The organism is Paraglaciecola sp. QJM3NY_14 (assembly GCF_056173245.1).
In genome coordinates, this window is the sequence record NZ_CM149664.1 from 2,439,068 (window position 1) to 2,462,166 (window position 23,099).

The 23,099-nt window shown below is 43.2% G+C and carries 22 protein-coding genes; 14 read left to right on the plus strand and 8 right to left on the minus strand.

Annotated features, from left to right (window positions below):
* Positions 1-61 precede the first annotated feature (61 nt).
* The gene (locus AC0VYA_RS10190; protein ID WP_033187345.1) at positions 62-313 is read left to right on the plus strand and encodes a hypothetical protein; all 252 of its coding nucleotides are present in this window, start codon (positions 62-64) and stop codon (positions 311-313) included.
* Positions 314-610: 297 nt separating this feature from the next.
* On the opposite strand, the gene AC0VYA_RS10195 is transcribed toward AC0VYA_RS10190, so the two are convergent.
* The 8 genes from AC0VYA_RS10195 to AC0VYA_RS10230 all read right to left on the minus strand — a co-directional run bounded on the left by AC0VYA_RS10195 (position 611) and on the right by AC0VYA_RS10230 (position 7,688).
* Complete coding sequence (locus AC0VYA_RS10195; protein WP_475490929.1) at positions 611-1,087, minus strand: YchJ family protein; 477 nt, start codon at positions 1,085-1,087, stop codon at positions 611-613.
* 208 nt (positions 1,088-1,295) lie between these two features.
* Positions 1,296-1,679 carry a hypothetical protein gene (locus tag AC0VYA_RS10200; protein WP_011574822.1) on the minus strand — a complete coding sequence of 128 codons (384 nt, stop codon included), beginning with the start codon at positions 1,677-1,679 and terminating at the stop codon, positions 1,296-1,298.
* A 67-nt stretch (positions 1,680-1,746) separates the two neighbouring features.
* Positions 1,747-2,394 (minus strand): protein-methionine-sulfoxide reductase heme-binding subunit MsrQ, encoded by a 648-nt coding sequence (msrQ, locus tag AC0VYA_RS10205; RefSeq protein WP_475490930.1) that lies wholly within the window; start codon positions 2,392-2,394, stop codon positions 1,747-1,749.
* Positions 2,394-3,392, minus strand: a complete 999-nt coding sequence (gene msrP / locus AC0VYA_RS10210) for a protein-methionine-sulfoxide reductase catalytic subunit MsrP (protein ID WP_475490931.1) — start codon at positions 3,390-3,392, stop codon at positions 2,394-2,396. The genes msrQ and msrP overlap by 1 nt, the downstream gene beginning before the upstream one ends.
* Before the next feature lie 87 nt (positions 3,393-3,479).
* Entirely contained in the window at positions 3,480-4,874 is a 1,395-nt protein-coding gene (locus AC0VYA_RS10215; protein ID WP_475490932.1) for an anti-phage deoxyguanosine triphosphatase, read from the minus strand.
* A gap of 20 nt (positions 4,875-4,894) precedes the next feature.
* Complete coding sequence (locus AC0VYA_RS10220; protein ID WP_475490933.1) at positions 4,895-5,689, minus strand: ThuA domain-containing protein; 795 nt, start codon at positions 5,687-5,689, stop codon at positions 4,895-4,897.
* Positions 5,690-5,850: 161 nt separating this feature from the next.
* Positions 5,851-6,462 (minus strand): 5'-deoxynucleotidase, encoded by a 612-nt coding sequence (gene yfbR, locus AC0VYA_RS10225; protein WP_475490934.1) that lies wholly within the window; start codon positions 6,460-6,462, stop codon positions 5,851-5,853.
* Positions 6,459-7,688: a pyridoxal phosphate-dependent aminotransferase gene (locus AC0VYA_RS10230; RefSeq protein WP_475490935.1), complete on the minus strand. Its 1,230-nt coding sequence runs from the start codon at positions 7,686-7,688 to the stop codon at positions 6,459-6,461. Before AC0VYA_RS10230 ends, yfbR begins: the two co-directional genes overlap by 4 nt.
* Positions 7,689-8,013: 325 nt before the next feature.
* On the opposite strand from AC0VYA_RS10230, the gene AC0VYA_RS10235 reads away from it, so the two are divergent.
* From AC0VYA_RS10235 to AC0VYA_RS10295, 13 genes are all read left to right on the plus strand, one after another.
* On the plus strand, positions 8,014-8,808 hold the full coding sequence (locus tag AC0VYA_RS10235; RefSeq protein WP_011574844.1) for a DUF2189 domain-containing protein: 795 nt from the start codon (positions 8,014-8,016) through the stop codon (positions 8,806-8,808).
* Positions 8,809-9,269: 461 nt separating this feature from the next.
* Positions 9,270-10,466 carry a thiamine pyrophosphate-dependent dehydrogenase E1 component subunit alpha gene (locus AC0VYA_RS10240; protein WP_475490936.1) on the plus strand — a complete coding sequence of 399 codons (1,197 nt, stop codon included), beginning with the start codon at positions 9,270-9,272 and terminating at the stop codon, positions 10,464-10,466.
* Entirely contained in the window at positions 10,459-11,436 is a 978-nt protein-coding gene (locus tag AC0VYA_RS10245) for an alpha-ketoacid dehydrogenase subunit beta (protein WP_475490937.1), read from the plus strand. The genes AC0VYA_RS10240 and AC0VYA_RS10245 overlap by 8 nt, the downstream gene beginning before the upstream one ends.
* A 24-nt stretch (positions 11,437-11,460) precedes the next feature.
* On the plus strand, positions 11,461-13,128 hold the full coding sequence (locus tag AC0VYA_RS10250; RefSeq protein ID WP_475490938.1) for a dihydrolipoyllysine-residue acetyltransferase: 1,668 nt from the start codon (positions 11,461-11,463) through the stop codon (positions 13,126-13,128).
* A 167-nt stretch (positions 13,129-13,295) separates the two neighbouring features.
* The gene (locus AC0VYA_RS10255) at positions 13,296-14,177 is read left to right on the plus strand and encodes a 23S rRNA (adenine(2030)-N(6))-methyltransferase RlmJ (protein WP_475490939.1); all 882 of its coding nucleotides are present in this window, start codon (positions 13,296-13,298) and stop codon (positions 14,175-14,177) included.
* 24 nt (positions 14,178-14,201) lie between these two features.
* Positions 14,202-16,052: a serine/threonine protein kinase gene (locus AC0VYA_RS10260; protein ID WP_475490940.1), complete on the plus strand. Its 1,851-nt coding sequence runs from the start codon at positions 14,202-14,204 to the stop codon at positions 16,050-16,052.
* A gap of 42 nt (positions 16,053-16,094) precedes the next feature.
* Positions 16,095-16,949 (plus strand): acyl-CoA thioesterase domain-containing protein, encoded by an 855-nt coding sequence (locus AC0VYA_RS10265; RefSeq protein WP_011574850.1) that lies wholly within the window; start codon positions 16,095-16,097, stop codon positions 16,947-16,949.
* A gap of 14 nt (positions 16,950-16,963) precedes the next feature.
* A complete protein-coding gene (locus AC0VYA_RS10270; RefSeq protein ID WP_473480416.1) occupies positions 16,964-17,491 on the plus strand; it encodes a gamma carbonic anhydrase family protein in 528 nt (175 codons plus the stop codon).
* A gap of 369 nt (positions 17,492-17,860) precedes the next feature.
* On the plus strand, positions 17,861-18,988 hold the full coding sequence (locus tag AC0VYA_RS10275; protein WP_475490941.1) for a pyridoxal-phosphate-dependent aminotransferase family protein: 1,128 nt from the start codon (positions 17,861-17,863) through the stop codon (positions 18,986-18,988).
* Between the two features lie 136 nt (positions 18,989-19,124).
* The gene (locus tag AC0VYA_RS10280) at positions 19,125-19,886 is read left to right on the plus strand and encodes a glycosyltransferase family 2 protein (RefSeq protein WP_475490942.1); all 762 of its coding nucleotides are present in this window, start codon (positions 19,125-19,127) and stop codon (positions 19,884-19,886) included.
* 402 nt (positions 19,887-20,288) lie between these two features.
* Complete coding sequence (locus AC0VYA_RS10285) at positions 20,289-20,711, plus strand: MarR family transcriptional regulator (protein ID WP_473480422.1); 423 nt, start codon at positions 20,289-20,291, stop codon at positions 20,709-20,711.
* Positions 20,712-20,783: 72 nt separating this feature from the next.
* A complete protein-coding gene (gene modF, locus AC0VYA_RS10290) occupies positions 20,784-22,259 on the plus strand; it encodes a molybdate ABC transporter ATP-binding protein ModF (RefSeq protein WP_475490943.1) in 1,476 nt (491 codons plus the stop codon).
* Positions 22,260-22,437: 178 nt separating this feature from the next.
* The gene (locus AC0VYA_RS10295; RefSeq protein WP_475490944.1) at positions 22,438-22,992 is read left to right on the plus strand and encodes a GNAT family N-acetyltransferase; all 555 of its coding nucleotides are present in this window, start codon (positions 22,438-22,440) and stop codon (positions 22,990-22,992) included.
* The last annotated feature ends 107 nt before the right edge of the window (positions 22,993-23,099 follow it).

Genomic DNA, 23,099 nt, shown 5'->3' on the forward strand with positions numbered 1-23,099 from the left:
CATAGTAAAGGATGATAACCACGAAATTATCCTCCTTTTAATAGTGAAAAATGACACCCAAATGAAAAACCCTAAAATGGTTGCCAACGCAGAAAAGCAACGCAGATTCAGAGAAAGACAGAAAGAACAGGGAAAACAGCAAGTTCGCGGCTATGTTTCCCCCCAAGGCATGGAAAGCTATAAAGAATTATCTGCTAAGACTGGATGGTCTGATAGTGAGCTGTTATCCAATGCGTTACGCATAACCTATGCAGCCTACAAGTGTGGGCAAATAAAGCTCTTAAATGAGTGGCTCAAAGATAACGATAAGTAATCCCGCTATACCGTGTAAATAACCTCTGTAAGAATTCTCGTTTTGCTGCTCGAGTCTGCTTTAGGTGCCTTTTACTTATTTTTATTCCTGGAGTGTGGCTCGCCGGTCAAACGAGCAAAGAATTGTGGTGTAAGAAATCAAATAGATAAGCATTTTAGTGATTGGCCCGTCATGATTAGAGACTCAATGCCAAGAGTGCTCTGATTATGGAGCACACTTTTGTACGCTGTTCGTATACCACTGCCAGTAAATAATTAACCACTGGACCATTATTTATTGGCATTGATATTAGGTGTGTTAAAGGCAACACTTTTTATATTTCTTACCACTGCCACACAAACATAGATCGTTGCGTTGTGGCTTATATAAACCACCATCTTCGAACAAGGTACCATTGTCGTAGCGCCACAGATTGTTTTCCCGATAGAAAGTCGAGCGTTCGTGCAATTTATATTTCGTATCGTTTACTTGATAGTAGGCGACAAATTCAACTTGCCCGCTGAGATCATCTTTACGGGTCTGCGTGTTCAGCACATCAAGTCGTAACCACTGCGTTTCATTTCCGCCTCGCTGCAGGTCTTCAAGTGTCAACGATTCACGCTGATTGACAGTGTAAGTATCTAATACGTATTGGTAGTTGCTGGTTGCGTATGCACTGTAACGCGAACGCATGAGTTGTTCAGGTGTATCAGGAGAGCTCAAACCTTGTAGGTAAGGTTCGCAGCACTGCTCATAGCGAAGACCGCTATGACAAAAACACAGGTGTAAATTCATTAATCTAAATTATCAGCCTCTAGTGAGCTGATCCCTCTAACGCGTTATTTTCAATATGAGCTGATCATACACGGTTAGAGACTAAAAATAGCGCATGACCTTAACTTATAAAAATTCTAGCCAGCGCAAGCGAATCACTATAGGTGTATCGGCTTGCATGATTATCTTGCTCCAATCGTTACCCAGTTACACGAAACAACAAACGAGCTCAGCTATTCAGCCAAGGTCCTCTTACAACGTCGCCGTGGGCATGGGTCATGACGTTTACTAGATTAACATTGTGTAGAACACAAAGCTGGCTAAGGCGAGCCTGACTCATCTCATCTAGCACTACATGCTCAACGAATATATTGGCACATTGGCCGCAAGTAATTAATTTTTCTAGCCACATGACTAATTGCTCAGGGCTAGGCATGTTGAGTTTAATGCAATGCTCATCCGCTTGCTTGAATGCAATTTTATCTGCAATAAGATAAGACCACTTCGCCTTATCTGCACTATTGTGTATGGCTTGTAACCGTTGCTGGTTGAAAACCGAAACGCTATCGAAGTGACTGGATTTAGAGACTGATATTGCGTGTACGCTCGCCATGTGTTTATACCTGTTTGTTTATACAGTGGTTGAGGTAACAATAGTACTGTATAAAAATACATGCAAGTTATTTCTTTCTAATTTGGTTGCTTTTTATTCGCTTTCTAAACCACCGCTTAAGCTTATCTTGTCTGTAGGCCAGTAAAAAAGCGGTCAATACCATATAAATTGTAGGCTCTAATATGGCTGACTTAACGGACCATAAAAAATGTATCGATACTAGAATCGCTGCTAAATACACCCAGTTATGCAGACCTTGCCAGTGTTTACCTAATCTTCGCTGTGCTTTTTTAGTGGATGTGAGTGCTAACGCTAGCAGAATAAGCCAACCAGCAAAGCCTAGGGTGATGTATGGGCGCTTCACTATTTCACTTACCAGTAGGGGCCAGTCAAGTTGTAAGTCGAACAACACGTAACTAGCGATATGGGCTAGCGCATAGGTGAAGCTGTATAACCCGAGAAGTCTACGAACATGCATTAATGGACCTTGTTTTAAAAAACGCGCTAAAGGGGTCACTAGCAATGAAAGCAGCAGTAATTTAAATGCACCTAAGCCAGTAAAATGCAGTAATGCGCTGACAGGATCCGCCCCTAATTCATCATTAAAGGCATGAAAAAAGGTTAATAATAATGGAACGAGCGCGCTCGAATGAATAATCAACTTTAACCAGGGCAGGTGTGCAGGTTTAAGTTTAAAAAAATGTAGTTGCGCCATTAAAAATGCTTTCTTAGATCCATGCCTTGATATAAAGCAGCGACTTCTTCGTAGCCATTAAACATCTTAGTATCAATTCTATTTCTGGAGAATAGACCAGCACCGCTAATGCGTCTCTCGCTGGCTTGGCTCCAACGGGGATGATCAACATTAGGGTTAACATTTGCGTAAAAGCCGTACTCGTTAGCTGCTAACCGGTTCCAGCTTGTAGGCGGGCGCTTATCCGTTAGACGGATCCGGGTAATAGATTTAATACTTTTGAAGCCGTATTTCCATGGTACGACTAATCTAATTGGCGCGCCATTTTGGGCTGGCAGTGTTTTGCCGTAAAGACCTACCGAGAGTATGGTGAGGGGGTGCATCGCTTCGTCTATCCGTAAACCCTCAATATAGGGGTAGTCTATTCCTCCTCCAGTAAAACGACTCCTTTGGCCAGGCATTTGTTTAGGATCGTATAAGGTCTCAAATGCGACGTATTTTGCTGAGCTCAAGGGTTTGGCCTTTTTTATCAAAGAAGCCAGAGAGAAACCAACCCAAGGCACGACCATTGACCATGCTTCTACGCAGCGTAAACGGTATATCCGTTCTTCTAACGGAAAACGCTTAAATAAATCATCATAATCTAACGTAAAGGGCGTTTCGGCCAACCCTTCAATACTCAAGCGCCAAGGATTAACCTTAAACTGCTGCGCATTTTCTACGGGGTCAGACTTACTGGTACCAAATTCGTAAAAATTATTGTGAGAAATGATTTTTTCTTCAGGCGTTAACGCGGTACTGGTTTTTTTAGGGGAGGCCGAAAAGCTAAGTTTTTCAGTTTTGAACGTTTCAGCATCGTCACCACCGAAAAAGCTCGCACGAGCGGGTGTGCTGGTAAGCAGCGCTGAAGCGCCCATAAAGCCCATAGATTTAATAATGTCGCGTCTTTGGTTGTATACGCTTTCGTCTGTTATCTGGTTTTCACGGATAACACTTGCTTTCGGGGTTTTGATTAACATATCGGCCTTAATTCAACATAAACCATACTGATTACTACTTAAGACAATGAATTAAGACCAAAAATTTCAATTGTTTTTATCTAGGTGTTAAATTCCAATACTATCCGCACTCGCCCCGCTCTTAGGAATAAACAAGTTGGCATAGAGTCGAGAGGCAAATTCATCTGTCATACCGGCTATATAATCGCTGATTATGCGCATGCCGTTATCGCGACTTTGTGCTTTCAACCAGCGCTGACGTGTGTTCTCCGGTAGCAATCGTTCGGGATCTGAGGCGAACGCTTCAAATAAACCCATCACCACTTGTTGACCCTTATATTCAAGCATCTGTATCTCAGGTTTACGTATCACTTGCCTGAACACGAATTGTTTAAAAATAGCCAAAGCTTGCTCGTATTCAGTTAAAAAAACTGCGTTGTACTTTAACAGGTCATTTTGATAGGCAGGGTCGGTGAGGGTGATATCAATGTGCGTGATGAAACTATTGACCAATGCACCGATAGCGTCTTTACGTTCATGGTGGTGTTGGCTGAACAGTTTTTTGGCTAGCATTGAAATATGTCCCGCCAACCAAGTGTCACTTAATGCCTCAATTGGCTCTACGATCTGGGCTTCAAATTGCTGTAAATTAACAATACCCATGACTATGGCATCTTCTAAATCATGAATGCCATAAGCGATATCATCGGCGAGCTCCATAATTGAGCAATCGAAGGATTTATATTTGGTTTTATGATGTCTCTGTTCAGATGGGCTGCTGAGTATCTGGCCGAACAACGACTGATCCTCTTGTGAAAGCGGCGCCACCAACCAATCGAACATACTTTTATCACACTCGTATAATCCCTTGGGTGGCACCCAGTCTGCTGCTTTTACATTACGATGTGACCGTGCTCTCTCAGTGTCTGAAGGTGTAATATTAGCCAACGCGGGAATAAAATTAGGGTACTTAACCAGCCCAAGCAGTGTTCGCCGACTTAGGTTCATCCCATTTTCAGGCGTGTAGGGTTCAAGTTGTGTCACTATCCGAAATGTTTGGCCATTGCCTTCAAAACCGCCGTGGTCGCGCATCATGTAATGCAAAGCAACTTCACCCCCGTGACCAAAAGGAGGATGTCCGATGTCATGCGCCAAGCACAGCGCTTCAATCAACGTATCGTTTAACCCTAAGGTTTCGGTTAACTGAGGGTGTTTCTGGCGAAGTTGCGCTGCTATTCCTTGGCCAATTTGTGACGCTTCTAACGAATGAGTGAGGCGAGTACGGTAAAAATCGCTCATGCCTACACCCAATACCTGTGTTTTTGCTTGAAGACGCCTAAATGCGGCGGAGTGAAGAATTCGGGCTTTGTCGCGTTGAAAAGGTGAACGGTGATCACCGTCGCGTAGAACATGCTGCGAAAAATGGCGGGCTGACCACATCGTGTTTAGTTGCGTTATTTCTTGCGTTACTTTTTGGGTAGTGTGTTGCGCCTTTCGCTGCATCTAGCTGTTCACCTTATCAATTATGGAGTAACACTTATTCCTTTACCGGTCGCTGCCCAATATAACCCACCATATATGTGCTGTAAAAACGCATTATCTTGATAGGTAATGGGTTTGTGCCCCAAGGCGGTATAAAAAGCACGTCCACCAGCATACTCGTGGTACCAGGCAATAGGATGAAGTGTGCCCATACCCTTGCCAATGTTATCTCCCCACTTAGCTTCGGGATTAAATGTTCTCTCATCCACCGTAAGTAAGTACGTTAAATCATTAACTGTTGCGGGGCCAAACTCGTACCATTCATCCGTCCACAACACCGAGTTCGGAAAATATTCGAGCCCGGGAAAGTTTCTTGTTTCGACGTTAAGTTGGGCACTTTGAATTTCTGGATGGATCTTAAATACGTGGCCCACAAGTTTAGTGTACCAAGGCCAATCTTTTTCGGTATCAGTGGCACTGTGGATCCCCACAAACCCCTTTCCTGATGCAATGAACCGTTGTAGTGCTGCTTCTTGTTGGGTATTTAAAATGTCACCGGTGGTGAGAAGAAAAACGATCGCATCGTATTTCTGAAGATTTTCATCATGAATTAAGCTTGCATCTTTTTGCCAATCAACCCCAAAGTGATGCTTTTCTCCTAATTGCTCTATGGCTTGAACCGCCCCATTAATCGATTTGTGATGCCAGCCAGCTGTTTTAGTAAATAGCAGTACGTTAAATTGTGTCGAATAGGCGAGCGAGGAATAGGTAATAACAATGCTGGCGGCAAATAAGTGGGTTACGGTTTTAATCAATATTTTACAGAGACGACGCATACATACTGTCCATTTTTTAAAGTGACCAAACATATTAATCGCCAATGTTTGTTAGGGTATTCAGTTAATTGGTTTTCGGCCTCTGTTATTTGTTTTTTCAGGTTTGATTCACTTATTGAGCGACGTTTAGCTAACGCGTCGCTTATATGGCCATTCTTGGTTTACAACTCATGCTCTTTTTGGGTGATTTCATCCAAACTCAAACTAAAGCTTGGCACATAAGCTCGCATAAAATAGTCCACCTCTTCTGAGTGGTAATCTTTTAGAATTTTGTCTAAGCGTTTTTTAGCCAATACAAATTCTTGGTTACCGGCTGAAAGTTCTTCTAGTGTTTTTAGATACGCACAGATTACATCGGCGGCTTTAATGATGAATGCTTCGCTTTCGTCTTGACCCTCATGCTGAATAAGCGCTGCATAATCTTCTTTAAAGTCTGCAGGTGCCATATCAATCAATTTTTGCTCAGCAATTTTTTCAATCTTCTTGTATTCAGTTTGAATGGCCGGATTGTAATACTTTACCGGGGTAGGTAAGTCGCCCGTAAGAACCTCCGATACATCGTGAAACATTGCTTGAGTGGCAATTTTGTATGGGTTAACACTGCCATTAAAATACTTGTTGCGGATTAACGCTAACGAATGCGCCACCATGGCCACTTGTAAGCTGTGCTCTTGCACATTTTCAGTACGCACGTTACGCATCAACGGCCAGCGGTTAATGAGTTTCATGCGGGCTAAATGGGCGAAAAAATGGCTTTTTTGTGGGGTACTCATAATAAAGGGTCTGCCTGACGATAGTGTTTAAAGAAATTGGCGATACGCTCGATGGCAGGGCGCAGCACATCAACGTGGGGTAAGAAGACTAAACGGAAATAACAGCCATGGATTAAATTAAAGGCGTTGCCATGCACAAGCAGTACTTTTTCGCTGCGCAATAAGTCCATGATCATTTGTTCATCACTGGTGATATTAAACTTCTGAGCATCCACCTTAACAAAGCAGTACATAGCCCCCATAGGTGCCACGCATTCGAGGCCGTCTACTTGGTTTAGCATCGAAGTAGCAAGGTCTCGCTGCTGCTTTAAGCGCCCGCCATCAACAATTAAATCATTAATGCTTTGATACCCACCCAGTGCCGTTTGTATCGCATGTTGACTTGGAACATTGGCGCACATGCGCATTGAAGACAACATATTTAAGCCATCAATATAATTGCTGGCTAACGCTTTATGCCCGCTTACTACTAACCAACCAGCGCGAAAACCGGCTACTCTGTAGTTTTTGGACAGGCCACCTAAGGTGATAAAGAAAATATCGTCTGCCAGCGCAGCTATACACTGGTGCTTAGCTTGGTCGTACAAAATTTTGTCGTAAATTTCATCACTGAAGACCATTAAGCCGTGCTCACGCGCCACTTCGATCACCTGTAAAAGCAATGCTTTACTGTAAACCGCCCCTGTCGGGTTATTGGGGTTGATCAACACAATTGCTTTGGTGTTCTCGGTGATCTTACTCTTTATATCTTCTATATCAGGCTGCCAATCAGCATTTTCGTCACAGCGATAGTGCACAGGCTTACCTGATGACAGGCTGACCGAAGCCGTCCACAACGGATAGTCAGGACTAGGGAGAAGTACTTCGTCGCCATTATCTAATAACGCCTGCATCGCCATGACAATAAGCTCGCTCACACCGTTACCAATGTAGATATCATTAACTGAGATGTTTTTAATGCGTTGTTGCTGGTAGTACTGCATCACCGCAACCCTAGCAGGGTAAATCCCCTTTGAATCAGAGTAACCTTGGGATTTAGGTAAATGATGGATAACATCTTTTAAAATGTCATCGGGAGCTTCAAAGCCAAAAGGTGCCGGATTGCCAATATTTAACTTCAAAATACGGTGACCTTCGTCTTCCATTTTTTGTGCTTGCTCTAGAATGGGACCACGAATGTCATAACAAACATTATCGAGCTTTTTAGATTTATTGAAAGTGCGCATGAATTACGTTAGCTAACGGTAGGTGGCTCCAAGAGTAATACAGCGCACTAGGGGATGTTAAGCATAAATGTATGTTCTGTGCGTTTATTTCGTCATAGGAGATACATGAAATTTTAAAGCTAATGGAAGAGGAGGTTAATTTTGCGACTAAACCTGTAACAGGCGATACAACACAACCAATATACAATCAATATGTTGCAATTAATCGACAAATGTTATGAGTTAGATCTTTTTACCTGACAAGTCCCGTATATAGGATTAGTCTAAAAGAGCTGTAAAACAAAACAGACGATAAATTTCTTTATTTTGTTTGGAGTACCTCACTATGTCACAGTCTTTTAAAGACGCCCCGCAAAATGCGATTACAGATAGTCGTATTGCCCGCGTTATACCATGCCGCCAATTGTCGATATCTGATCCCATCACGTGGCTTAAGCTCGCATTTCAAGATGCCATGCGAGCACCCATATTAACGTTAATTTTTGGTGTTTTCTTTGCCGCAATTCCATGGTTTATCACATATTTAGTCAAACTAACGGGTTGGCATTTAGTGATTATGCCGGCAATCGTGTGTTTTATGTTGATTGGTCCCTTTCTGGCCGCCGGTCTTTATGACATTTCCTGGGAGCTTGAGAAGGGGCATAAGCCTTCGTTGTGGCACAGTATTAAAGCAGTTAAACGCAACGCCGTGAACGAATGGGGATTGGGCATTTTATTAATGGTGTTAATGATCTTCTGGTTACGTGTTGCATCGTTGATCCATGCACTTTACCCGCCTTATTTGGATGAAAACTACGCGAATCTATTTCCATTTCTTGCATTAGGAGGAGTGATCGGAGCGGGCTTTACTTTGCTGGTGTTCTTTTTAAGCGCTTTTACTCAGCCTATTTTAATGGAGCGCAAAGTCGATTTGGCCACTGCGGTACTAACAAGTATGAACGCAGTGTGGAGCAATAAAATTCCCATGTTATTTTGGGCCAGTATTATTTTTGTAAGCGTTTTGATTGGTTTCGCCACACAGTTCTTTGGTTTTATCATTCTTATGCCCTTGATTGGCTACGCCACGTGGCACGGCTATATCGACTGCATTGAAGTTAAACGCAAACGCCTTTATGCCTAAATGGCTTACAGGCAAATGCAATAAGAGCTGCAAAAGGTAACTAATCCAGTTTTAGCAGAATGCGTCGCCTCTATCTATGTAGTAAGGGTAGAAAGAGGCATCGATCTTTGCATAGGATGTTTATCTACGTCTTACACGTTTTTGTGTGCCTTCTATTTCCTTGAACCAATTCCAATACGTAATTTTCCCTGAGCGGCAAATTGTGTATTGGAGCCTTTATTCATCTCGACGTCTTATTTCTTAACCGCCAATCAACTTTGACGGTCATAGTAGCGTTGCTATTTAAATAAGCGGATAAACATCATGTTTCGGCGTATTAATTAGAATGCTTATTCCTTCTTTTGTTAATTTCCCTTGGAATTTGGAAACGAATCATCCTAGCAATTGCACTAGCATTAACACTCAAATAACAATTTATAAACATCATCAATTTTGGCGGTGTTGGTTATATAAGAGGGTTTATGGTGGACGAAAGAAATCATCTCTCGGATGTGGGGATCAGTCACAAGGTTAATGTTATTGATAAAGGCACGGTTGATATCCCTATGCTGCAAATATTGCGGCCAGATGGCAGTGTGCACAGTGACGCAGACATGCCTGAAATTCATAAAGAGGCAGCGTTAAAGATTTTCAGAACTATGCACTATATACGCGTTCTGGATGAGCGAATGGTCGGGGCTCAGCGCCAAGGTCGTATCAGTTTTTATCTAGCGTGCAGCGGCGAAGAAGCATCTACCATAGGGAGTGCAGCAGCCCTGAGTGATAGCGATATGATAATGTCGCAATATCGTGAGCAAGGCGCATTAGCCTATCGAGGTTATCGTACTGAACAATTCATGAATCAGATGTTTAGTAATAAACTTGACCCTAACAAAGGTCGCCAGATGCCGATTCACTACGGTGATAAAGCCCTTAACTTTATGACCATATCATCACCATTAGGTACGCAAATTCCCCAAGCAGCAGGTTATGCCTATGGCCAAAAAATGGCAGGAAATGAAGCCTTAACCATTTGTTATTTTGGCGAGGGCGCCGCTTCTGAAGGGGATTTTCACGCCGGCCTGAACATGGCTTCGGTGTTAAATTGCCCCGTAATCTTCTTTTGCCGAAATAATGGCTACGCGATTTCGACACCGGCCAATGAGCAATTCAGCGGCGATGGTATTGCGTCTCGCGGATTAGGTTATGGCATCAAAACGATTCGAGTCGATGGTAATGATGTACTTGCCGTATACCTCGCAACACAAAAAGCCAGGGAAATAGCCCTTAAAGAGCATTGCCCAGTATTAATTGAGGCCATGACGTACAGATTGGCGGCGCACTCTACGTCAGACGATCCAACGGGTTATCGTTCAAAAGAAGAAGAACAAAAATGGCGCGAGAAAGACCCAGTTCAACGCTTCGAAAACTGGATGAAAAGCAAAGATTGGATCGACGAAGAGCAACACAAGCAATTTGTTGAACAAACTCGTCAAGACGTGCTCGCTGCAATGAAAAAAGCGGAGCAAGTCGATATTTGTGACATTGATGATTTGATTAACGATGTGTATGACGCCCCCCCTTGGCATTTAAAGGAGCAATTGAGCCAATTGAAACAACACATCAGTTTGTACCCAGAAGCGTATCCGAAAACAGCTGGGAGGATCCGCCATGACTAAAATGAACATGTTACAGGCGATCAATAATGCCTTGATTACGGCCATGTCTGATGATGAAAAAGTCATGGTATTTGGTGAGGACGTAGGTCACTTCGGTGGTGTATTTAGAGCGACCAGTAATTTACAGCACCAATTTGGTAAAGGTCGCTGTTTTAATACACCGTTAACTGAACAGGGGATTATAGGCTTTGCTAATGGCCTGGCATCGCAAGGCTCTGTGCCGGTGGCTGAAATTCAATTCGGTGATTATATCTTCCCTGCGTTTGATCAAATTGTGAATGAAACTGCCAAATTTCGCTATCGCTCTGGTGGTCAGTTCACCTGCGGCACCCTGACTATTCGTACTCCATATGGCGGTGGTATTGCTGGTGGCTTATATCACTCACAATCTCCAGAAGCTTTTTTTGCTCACATACCCGGCATGAAAATCATTATCCCGCGTAATCCATATCAAGCTAAAGGCTTGCTGTTGGCGTCTATTCGTGACGATAACCCTGTTTTGTTCATGGAGCCTAAGCGGTTATACCGCGCGTCTGTAGGGGACGTACCTGAGGACGATTATGAGCTACCTTTAGGCAAAGCCGAGGTGGTTAAAAAAGGTGAGCATATTACCTTACTGGCCTGGGGGGCTCAGGTTGAGGTCATCGAAAAAGCAGCTGAAATGGCCGAAAACGATGGCATTTCGTGTGAAATTATCGATTTGCGCAGTATTTTGCCTTGGGATGCCCAAACGGTGAGCGAGTCAGTGAAAAAGACCGGGCGATTACTTATCAACCATGAAGCACCGCAAACGGGCGGGTTTGCCAGTGAAATATCCGCTACCGTACAAGAGCGTTGCTTCTTGTATTTAGAGTCACCGATAACCCGAGTGTGTGGATTAGACACGCCATATCCGCTGGCACATGAAAAAGAATACATGCCGGATCATCTTAAAACTTACGAAGCCATTAAGCGCTGCGTGAATTTTTAATCAACCATATCGAGGAAAAATGAAATGAAAGACTTTATTTTGCCAGATATTGGTGAAGGGATCGTAGAGTGTGAATTGTTAGAATGGCTCGTCTGTGAAGGCGATAGCATAGTAGAAGATCAGCCCGTCGCTGAGGTCATGACAGACAAAGCCACAGTGCAAATTCCCGCTATGTACAGTGGCACGGTAAAGAAACTCTACTATCAAGCCGGTGAAATAGCTCAGGTCCACAAACCTTTGTTTGCCATGGATATTGAAGGGCACGAAAGTAGCCCATCCATCGATTTACACGACACTACAGATAAATGCGCTACCGATTATGCTAACGACAATGACCCCAGTAAAAAAACCAGTAACGTTAATCAACAAAATAACAAAAATGGCCAGGCGACAGCGTTTGAAGCAGCTCCAGATGGTCCCTTAGAAACTTTTATTTTACCAGATATTGGAGAGGGAATTGTAGAGTGCGAACTCGTCAAGTGGCTGGTGAGCGAAGGTGAAGACGTAATTGAAGATCAGCCCGTGGTGGAAGTCATGACCGACAAGGCATTGGTGGAAATTCCGGCTAAGCACAGTGGTACGATTGTTAGCCTGTGTTACCAGCAAGGTGATATCGCTAACGTTCATTCAGCACTTTTTACCATGCGTGTGGCTGGAGTTGACGACAAAGCGCTGCCGCCATTGGCAAGCGCTACGCCAATGACATCAACAACTGAGATAACACAGACGTCAACCCCATTGGCTGACGTCCAAGCGAAGCAGGATACTTCGTCTAAGATGTCAAAGGTAAATCACAAAGTTCTAGCTAGCCCAGCGGTTCGTCGTGTGGCCCGAGAGCAAGACATTGATTTATCTAACGTGCAAGGGTCAGGAGAAAAAGGACGTATTTTGAAATGCGATTTAACGAAGCAGCCATCGAAGGCTAGTGTTGTTAGCGCACAAACGCAAAGTGATTCTGTAGGCGTCATCCAGAGTAAAGTACAAGGTGGAACGCGAGTAGAGCGTATTAGCGGGATAAAGGCCGCGATGGCTAGGCAGATGAAGCACAGTGTGTCGACTATTCCGCATTTCACAGTCAGTGAAGAGATCCAAATGGATGCTTTAATTGCCCTTCGCAGTCAATTGAAAGATGACTTTAGTGAACAGGGTGTAAAATTAAGTTTTATGCCGTTTTTCATCAAAGCCTTATCATTGGCATTGAAAGCCTATCCTGTGATCAACAGTCAAGTTAACGATGACTGTACACAGCTAACTTATTTCAACGAGCACAATATTGGATTTGCGGTGGACGGAAAACTCGGTTTGATGGTACCTAACATCAAAGGCGTGCAAGATATGTCGATATTCGATATTGCCAAGCGTGCTTCTGAGTTGATTGACCAGGCAAGAGAAGGGTGTTTAAAAACGGCTGATATCTCTGGTGGTACTATTAGTATTTCAAATATCGGTGTACTGGGTGGCACCGTCGCAACCCCGGTGATCAATCATCCTGAAGCCGCGATTGTGGCCTTAGGGAAAATTCAGCGCTTGCCGCGCTTTGATGAAAACGATCAGGTGCGAGCTGTGAACATCATGCATGTAAGTTGGTCAGGTGATCATCGCATTATCGATGGCGCCACTATGGTCAGGTTTAATAACCTATGGAAGTCGTATATTGAACAACCAATAAAAATGCTAGGCACACTGCGTTAGCGTGTACATCAGCGAAGTAAGATACTGAGAATATGGCCAAACCCAAGCCCGCTACATGCGGGTTTGTTTTTGCTTAACGTCAATGACAAGGTAAACTAGGCCCTATTGGCTATCACGCCAAAACTATCACGCCAAAAAAAGTATCGAGTTATCAAGGAGTCAATCAGTTGTTTAGTTATCGCCACGGCTACCATGCAGGTAATCACGCAGATGTGTTGAAACATATTTGCCAGATGTTGATCATCGACAAGTTAAAACAAAAAGACAAAGGGTTCACTTATATTGACACCCACAGTGGCGCGGGCTTGTACGACTTGTCCTCTGAACAATCTTTAAAGACCAATGAGTTTCAGCAAGGTATTTCACGGTTAGCTGATTATTCGGGGGCTGAACCAACGGTTTTGGCATATCAAGCGCTTACCAGTCGTTATTTAAAGCATCAGCAATATCCTGGATCACCTGAAATTGCCCGTATGTTAATGCGAGATCAAGACCAGCTGCACCTGATGGAGTGGAATAATCAAGAGGTGATTAATTTGAAGCGCCAAATAAAAGGCACGCATATTTCAGTTCATCACAGAGATGGCTACGAAGGTTTGATTGCGTTGACGCCTCCAAAGCTAAAGCGCGGTCTCGTGCTGACAGATCCGTCATACGAAACACCTGAAGATTATCAATTAGTGGTTGACGCTATCAGTAAGGCCTATAAACGTTGGCCGACTGCTATTTATGCTATTTGGTATCCTTTGCTATCGAAACGCGATGAAGACCAAAATGATGGTTTTGAACGGGCCACGACTAAGCATAAGAAAAGTCAAAAAATGCTCGACGATCTTACTCAGCAAGGCTTTAAGAATGTACTGCAAGTCGAGCTGGCGGTTCAAAACCCTGATACATTTGCCGGGATGTATGGCTCAGGTATGGCGATCATCAATGCGCCGTGGCAGTTAGACGTGCAAATTCGTGATTGCTTGGGCGAACTAACACCTGTTATGGCTCAACACAAACACGCTTCATTTGTGGTTAACTGGCTGGTGGAAGAGGCCTAAGGCCCTCGCAGTCTCAAGGAATCTATGGTTGCCCAAACAGATCTTAAACACTTTTACATCCCTGATGAACAGTCTATCTATTTGTTGTCCCACAAGGACGCGAAAAAGCTAAAAGATTGGTTCAAGCTGTGTACTGAACAGCTAACACGATTGGGATATCAACACATAGAGCTTATCGGTAAAGGCGCGTTTGGTTTTGCCTTTGCGGGTAGGCCAACGCATGATCCGTCAAAGCATTATGTGTTTAAGTTCTCCCGGGCCAACTTACCTCAGCACGTTCAAGATCGCCTCGAAGAAGAAGCGTATATGCTGGGTCATGTTGCCCACGCTCACGTTCCGAGCTTAGTCACTTTCCAGCGTATCAAAAAGCAATCTATCTTGGTAATGCAACGAGCCCAAGGTAAAGATCTGGAAAAAGTGTCACTAGAATACGGGCCATTATCCCCAAGGCTGGTAGTAAAAATTGCCGTGCAGTTAGCTGATATTCTGCAAACATTGCGCACCTTTAGCCAAAATGGACACCCAAAGCCGATAGTACATGGGGACATAAAACCGTCTAACATTGTGTTTGACCCTAAGACCGAAGAAGTGGGTTTAATCGATTGGGGCTCATCTGTTTTTGCTCAACTAGATGCCCAGGGCAATTATTTGGCAAATAATGTGATGGACCTTATGTCCAGTGATATGCAGCAGACCAATGCTAGGTTAGGGGATGTATACTTCATCGGACCCGAACAACTGAGCGGTAATTTATCATCCCCACGATTTGATGAACAAGGTTTGGCAAGTACCTTATACGCGTTGGCGTCTGGTCAATCTAGTCGTTTTGGGGCACAAGTTATCAGGCCGAACGCGTTGGGATTACCTAAAATGCTGGCTGAAATATTAACCGCCATGCTCAGTGATGATAAGCAAAAGCGCGCTCAGGGCGGTGATTATTTACTCAACAATATTCAGTATTTAAAAAATCTGGTGTTTAGTCCGCAGGATCCTCCACAATCGACAGCCATGATCCCAGGTTGGAGTCATCAAAAATCTCGAGAGATAGACACGGTCGTATACAGCTCAAGAAAGTCATTTTTGCGCGCCGAAGCATACCAAAGCACTGAAGAATTGCGTTATCTCAACGACGAACAATTTGAACGCTATTATAAGAATTACTTACAAGGGATGGGTGAAACTGAAAAAGCCTTTATTTCAGAGGTCAGTCGCTTAGGTAAATACCCAGTAGTGGGCGGTTTAGCCGTGCGCTGGACTCCGCAAGGAGTGTATATCGACTCCAGCTTAAACATTTACGACCCACAGCTAAAAAGCGCCTTTGATGCCACGGTGAATAACATTGTGACATTAGCGCGCTCTATTCATCGGGTAGGGGTATTTAAAAGTTGCATGTTCAACGCACGTGATACCTTACATATTGAACGGGATGATGAGAACACGCCCTTTGTCCCAGAGACCAACATGCGTATAGCTTATGAGCTTAACAACATATCAGTGCAAGAAGATGAAAGTCGCATGCATTCCTATTTCGAAGATGGGGCTGATCCTGATGAGCTGCTAACTTTGCCCGATGAGTTAATGAGTATTATTCACCAGCTAAACGCAATTCATCACACTGGTTGTATCATTTTCGAGGCCTTGCCGACCCACCTTAAAATTCACAGTTATTACACCTTGCTTGATCACACATCAGAAGTTGAATTTGCTCATTTACTGAGTGAAATTATTGCCTTAGTACCGACCATTGAAGGGATCGGCATGTCAGGTTTTATGAAGCTACCCTACAAAGATACGCGTTTTTTCGAGCATCAAGCCCATTTACCTGATAAATTTTATCCACGAAACCCTTACATTGACCGAGCAGCAGGCTCGTGAGTTTGTTAACACAACACACATTATGCATACCTTTGAGAGATTATGAGCGATATTAAATTAGTAGATTTACTCACCCTAGAAAAAATAGAAGACGGGTTATTTCGCGGACAAAGCTGGGATCTTGGCTTTCGCGCTTTATTTGGCGGCCAAGTGATGGGACAAGCTATAGCAGCGGCGCAATTAACCTTGCCAGAGGGGCGAGTTGCGCATTCATTTCATGCCTATTTTTTGTTACCAGGGGATGCTAAAAAACCAGTGGTGTTTGATGTGCAAACCGTACGTGACGGGCGCAGTTTTTCGACTCGTCGGGTAAAAGCTATTCAAAATGGTCGCAGTATTTTTTATATGACAGCGTCTTTTCAGCAACCGGAGCAAGGATTAGAGCACCAGTTTGCCCAAATGCCAGATGTACCCATGCCAGAAGATTTGCCCAGAGACACCACATTCGATGATAAGGAATTGGGAAAGTTATCAACACGCATGCGCGAAGCCATTGCCTATCATAAACCCTTAGATATGCGCTCTGTTCAGCAAATTGATCCGGTGAATCCAGGTGTGCATGAGCCAAAACGCTATATTTGGATGAAAGCGGAGGAGGCGTTGCTTGGTAATGTTCATTTGAACCAAGCGATGCTGTCATATGCGTCAGATTATCATTTTCTGTCTACTGCCATTCAGCCCCACGGTGTGTCCGTTCGAGATAAAAATCTAATTATGGCGACAATCGACCATGCGGTGTGGTTTCACCATCCATTCGATTTTGATGATTGGGTTTTATATTGCGCTGAAAGCCCGTTTAGCGGCGGTGCACGTGGTTTAGTGCGTGGTCAATTCTTTAATCGTCAAGGTAAGCTAGTTGCGTCAAGTATGCAAGAAGGCTTAATGCGCAAAATTTAATCTAAGGAGGAGTCATGTTGTATTCACTAGGAAAGGACACCGTTAGCGTTGGTAAAGATGTTTTTATCGCGCCCGGTAGTCATGTTATGGGTAAAGTGGTTTTAGCAGACAATGCCAGTGTTTGGTTTAATGCTGTTCTTCGTGGCGATTGTGACGTTATTTCGATTGGTGAGGGCAGTAATGTGCAAGACGGCAGTGTGCTGCATACCGATTTTGGTGTGCCTCTGACCGTTGGTAAGGGCGTTACCATTGGTCACAAAGTTATGTTGCATGGTTGCGAAGTAGGTGACTACACGCTCGTAGGTATCAATAGCGTGATTTTAAACGGCGCTAAAATTGGCAAGCACTGTGTGATTGGTGCCAATAGTCTAGTCACAGAGAATATGGTGATACCCGATGGTTCATTAGTGATGGGCTCGCCAGCCAAAGTCGTAAAGAGTATTCCTGATCCTCAGAAAAAGATGCTTGAAGCGTCTGGTCAACATTATGTTGAGAATGCTAAGCGTTTTTTGGCAGACCTAAAAGTACAAGAGCAGGAGTAGCAGACAAAAAAATGCTCGGATCGTAAGGACAGATCCGAGCAGAGGGTATGGCTCATATAGAGCCTTGCGCTAACTATATCCAATGTACTTATAGAGTGTAGAAGAGTTACTGGAATTTACTATTTTATTGCCATTTAACTTATGTACGAGCAAATAAATCTCTCAATGAAGCGCTAATTCACTACCAGTGTGGATTGACACACCTTCAGCGCTAAAGTGATTTTCATGTTTTTTCGAAAGTATATTCACTGAACGAAACTCTACCTGATAATCTATTCATGCTGTTTATGTCGATTATCCACCTCTTGTTGCGAACTTATTTATAGGTAACATGGCCTTATACCAACTTATATAAGGCTAAGGATAATCATGACAGCGCAATTCAATACTTTTATTCCACCTGTTAGGACATTAATGGGCCCAGGGCCATCAGATGTCGATCCTCGTATTTTAAACGCACTTTCTCGTCCGACACTTGGGCACCTAGACCCAGCGTTTATTCAGTTGATGGACGAAGTTAAATCATTACTGCAATTTGCATTCAAAACCGACAATCAATTGACAATGCCCGTGTCTGCGCCCGGATCAGCAGGTATGGAGTCCGTCTTTGTAAACTTGCTTGAGCCAGGAGATAAAGTCATTGTGTGCCAAAATGGCGTGTTCGGTGGCCGTATGCAGCAAAATGTTCTGCGCTGCGGCGCGACAGCTGTAATGGTTCAGGATACATGGGGTAAGCAAACCGATTTACACAAGGTCGAAGATGCCCTTAAGGCAAATCCTGATGCAAAAGCTGTGGCATTCGTTCACGCAGAAACCTCCACCGGTGTGCGTAACGATGCCAAGGCAATTTGTGAGCTTGCCAAGCGATACGATTGCTTAACCATAGTCGATGCAGTGACCTCATTGGGCGGCATTGAGCTGGACGTTGATGGTTGGAATATTGATGCTATTTATTCAGGAACTCAAAAGTGTCTGTCATGTGTACCTGGCCTATCACCTGTTTCATTCAGCCCGACTGCCGTAGAAGTGATCAAAAATCGCAAGACCCCCGTGCAAAGTTGGTTTTTGGATATGGATTTGGTGATGGGGTACTGGGGCAAGGGCGGCAAACGCGCGTATCATCACACAGCACCAGTAAATAGTTTATATGCCTTGCATGAATCGTTACGCATTTTACATAACGAAGGGCTTGAGAAGGCGTGGAAACGCCACGCAGACATGCATCAAGCATTAAAGACAGGCCTTGAAGGCATTGGCCTGGAGTTTGTTGTTGATGAAGCCTATCGTTTACCGCAGCTCAACATGGTGAGCATTCCAAGCGGCGTGGACGATGCACAAGTCCGCGGCCAATTGCTAAATGAATTTGGCTTAGAGATTGGTGCCGGGCTAGGGGAGTTGGCTGGAAAAGTATGGCGTATCGGCCTGATGGGATATGGTAGCAACAAGAAAAACGTTGATTACTGCGTGAGTGCACTCACACGCGTGCTTAAGCGCTAATTAATAAAATTGCAGACCCAGATAAATGGGTCTGCTTACTTCACTATAAATTTCAAATTCCATTCTATACAACAGTTAAGCGACTGTTATACAATCGATTTTCGTGTTATCCCTATCTAATCAAGTATATGTATAAATGAAAAATAAATTATCTGTGGTTATTATTTGTAAAAACGAAGAGCGAATTATAAAGCGCTGTTTAGAGTCAGTAACATGGGCAGATGAAATTGTAATCGTTGATTCTGGTAGTACAGATAAAACAATCGACATTGTGTCAGAGTACACCGATAAGATATTTGTTAATACTGATTGGCAAGGATTTGGGTACCAAAAAAAATTAGCAGTGAGCAAAGCCACTAATGATTGGATTTTGTCCCTTGACTCAGATGAGGTGGTGAGCGAAGAATTAAAAGCTGAGTTGTTATCGCACTTAGATTCACTAGACAATGAAAAAGTTTATCGCATCAATCGTTTGACCCATTTTTGTGGGAAATTTATCTATCACAGCGGGTGGTATCCAAGCCGCATCGTACGCTTATTTAACAAAAAGTATTATACTTTTAATGATAAAATTGTACATGAAACGGTATCTTGCAAATCCGCAGAGAAAGTGAACATTGACGGTAAACTTTACCATTACACTTTTGACTCGCTAGAGGAGTATATAGATAAACGGAATAGATACGCTAAGGCATGGGCTAAAGGCAAGTATGAGCAGGGCAAAAAGGTAAGTGTACTTTCTATTATCTCTCACTCTCTTTTTGCTTTCATACGTCATTATGTAATTCAGTTAGGGTTCTTGGACGGTTACCATGGATATTTAATCGCTAAGATCCAAATGCAATACACATTCAATAAATACAATTTTTTAAAGTTTAAATATCTAACTAACAGTTAACTCAATTCCAAACTAAAACCTGGTTGCTAGTCTCAGCAACCAAGTTTGATATGGTATGGCAAAATCTACCGCGCTTTAAAGGTTCTTCCCTCCGGCTGTTTGCCTACAACTTAATATAAAGTAGTTACTGTTTTATCAGCCAAAATTCAATCAAGCACCTTCCAAACATAATATATTCTCGAACAGTAGATAGATAGCAAGCGCTGACTACCATTTAAAGTCATGCTAGTAGTGGGTTTAAGAATATACCCTTAATTTATTTTTTTGAGGCTTCCTGTTTAATTAATTGATTAATGCTGCATGTATACTTGATTAGTCAAAGATTTGTCATCCATTGTTCTTTGTTATAAAGTATTCGTCTAGGGGTACTCAACGAGTACTTTTTCAATTGGAGAAAACGGCATGGAACAACTTCCTTCCTCTTTAGCGTTACTATTCTCATTGTCGGGAACGGTTGGGAAATTAAGTAAAAAAGCAGACCGTGCGCTTGGTGTACACGGCATTAGTTTGAGTGAATTTATGGTGCTGCATCATTTACATTATGCTCAGAATCAAGTGATGAGTCGCACCGAGCTTGCTGATGCTGTCAACCTCACCGCGTCTGGGGTGACACGCCTATTGATACCGATGGAGAAGATCCATCTCGTTGAAAAAGAAAAAAACAATCGAGATGCACGGGTCAGTTTAGTTAAACTGACTTTCACAGGGCGTGACATATACAAGTACGCATTTCTCAGTTGTAAAAATACGTTTGATGAAGCCGTTAAAGATATCAGCCCTAAGCAGCTATCAACCGTACTAGACGTGTTGAAAAAACTTTCTTAAGCAAAAGCGCATCTGTTCGCCAATTTTTGCAAAGATACATTGAATGACAATGGGATAAGAGAAAGGACGTACATGAGTATCAGTTTATTAAACGTTAGCGCCGAGTTTTCATCAACGTTTGGGTTGCATGAAATCAATTGGTCCATTGAAAAAGGTCAACATTGGGTGCTCGTAGGCCATAACGGTGCGGGAAAGTCCGCCTTAGCCGCACTTCTTGCAGGCTATGGGGAGCTGCAAGACGGAGCGCTAACTTCAGATTTCAAACGTATCGAGCTCGTGTCCTATGAAAGCCAACAAGCGTTGATTGAAAAAGAACGAGAAAAAGACTCTGCTGATATTTTAGATGTCATAGCGGTTCCCACCAAGGTGCATGAACTACTGTGTGCCGCTGATGGAAGTGGGTGTACCAGCTTGCAGTCACCATTGTGTCTTAGGCTGATTGAACTGTTTAAGTTTAGCGGCCTTTTATCAAGAGATTTCGTGGCGTTGTCGACTGGAGAAACGCGAAAACTATTGCTTATTAAAGCACTATTGGCCAAACCAGATTTGCTTATTTTGGATGAACCTTTTGATGGTTTAGACGCTGATATGCAGCTCAGATTACGTCAGTTATTAGATGAGCTTTCAGTGGATATTACCCTAGTTTTTGTCCTCAATCGTTGGTCGGAAATTCCTCAATTTGTCTCTCATTACGCACTGGTTTCCCGGGGGGAATTACAGGCGACTATCTCAGCGAAAGATACATCAGCCGTTGGGGATTTATCGCGCTTATTGTCCCTTCAGCAGTCTAATTTTGTGCTTCCTGAAGCTGATTCCAATGTTACGCGTAACTATTTCGTGCCAGGAGATACAGTAGTCTCCCTTAATAAAGTCGCCATCAATTATCCACAAGGAGCTATAATCGAAGATTTGTCTTGGCAGATAAAATTGGGGCAACATTGGCAATTAAGTGGCCCTAATGGCTCGGGTAAAACCTGTCTTTTGCAGCTTATTTCTGGCGATCATCCTCAATGTTATATAAACGATATTTTTGTGTTCGGCTTTAAACGTGGAAGTGGTGAAAGTATCTGGGACATTAAGAAGCACATAGGGTTTCTTTCCAATGCGTTTCACCTTTCATACAGAGTAAATTGCAGCTTGGTGCATGTGGTGCTTTCTGGGTTTTATGACAGTATCGGTTTGTATCAACAGCCGACGAAAAAACAAATACAGTTAGCGCAACAATGGTTAGGCGTGATTGGCTTAGCCGATCACGAAGCCACGCCTTTTCAGCAATTATCATTTGGCGATCAGCGGTTAGCTCTCATTGTAAGGGCTATGGTCAAACACCCACCTTTGTTGATTTTAGATGAGCCGTGTAATGGTCTTGACGAAATCAATCGTCAACGTATTCTCGCGGTCATTGAAACTATCGCTAAGTCTACTAGTACATCGGTTATTTACGTCAATCATCACAGTGATGACGTGATTGATGGTATCACTAACCACATTTTACTGGATGGCGATTCTCCTGACTGTGAAGTTCGTTATGCCTGCAGTGATGCATAACTAAAGATCTGACCCTAGGAGTTTATACCAATCCGCATTAATAAATGCCCCTCAGAATGCGTCCAGCGTTTTTGATTGAGGCGTTACTATGTAGTAATGGTTGTTCCCTTTCAAATAGTGAAAACGCAGAGCAGAAGTCGCTGGATAAAGCGCGAATGAACAAAAGAGATAAAGAAAAATGAGCAATATTGAGATCAGAGATGTCAGCGAACAAGATTTTGAGCGAATTGTCGAACTTAACCTTGCTGAAGTGGCACATACCAGCACCATGAGCATTGAAGACGTAGCGCGTTTGCATGCCATATCAGCCTACCACCGAGTCATAATGTTTGACGATATCATTGCTGGTTTTTTACTCGCTATGGGGCCTAAGAGCCCTTACATAAATGACAATTATGCATGGTTTAAAGTGTATTATCCTAGCTGTATGTACATCGATCGCATTGTGCTTGATGCCAAATACCAAGGTAAGCAACTGGGACAACTATTATATCAAGATCTATTTTCATGGACTCAAGAACAAAACGTTATCCATGTCGTGTGCGAATATAATGTGATGCCACCGAATCTGCCATCAGCCAAATTTCATCAACGATTAGGTTTCAAAGAAGTGGGTTTTCAATGGTTGCCTCTTAATAAGAGCAGCACGGCGACATTAACGACTGATGATGAGATTAATGTCAATACACATAAAAAAGTCTCTATGCAATGCTGTGACTTGTCCCGCTGTTGAGGTACCTTGCTCATCGGTATGGGATTACTTTACCTAGCGACACATAAAGAAGGCGTAAGCGCGTTTTAACACTACTGCTTACAGGTATGTCAAACACCTGCAATGGC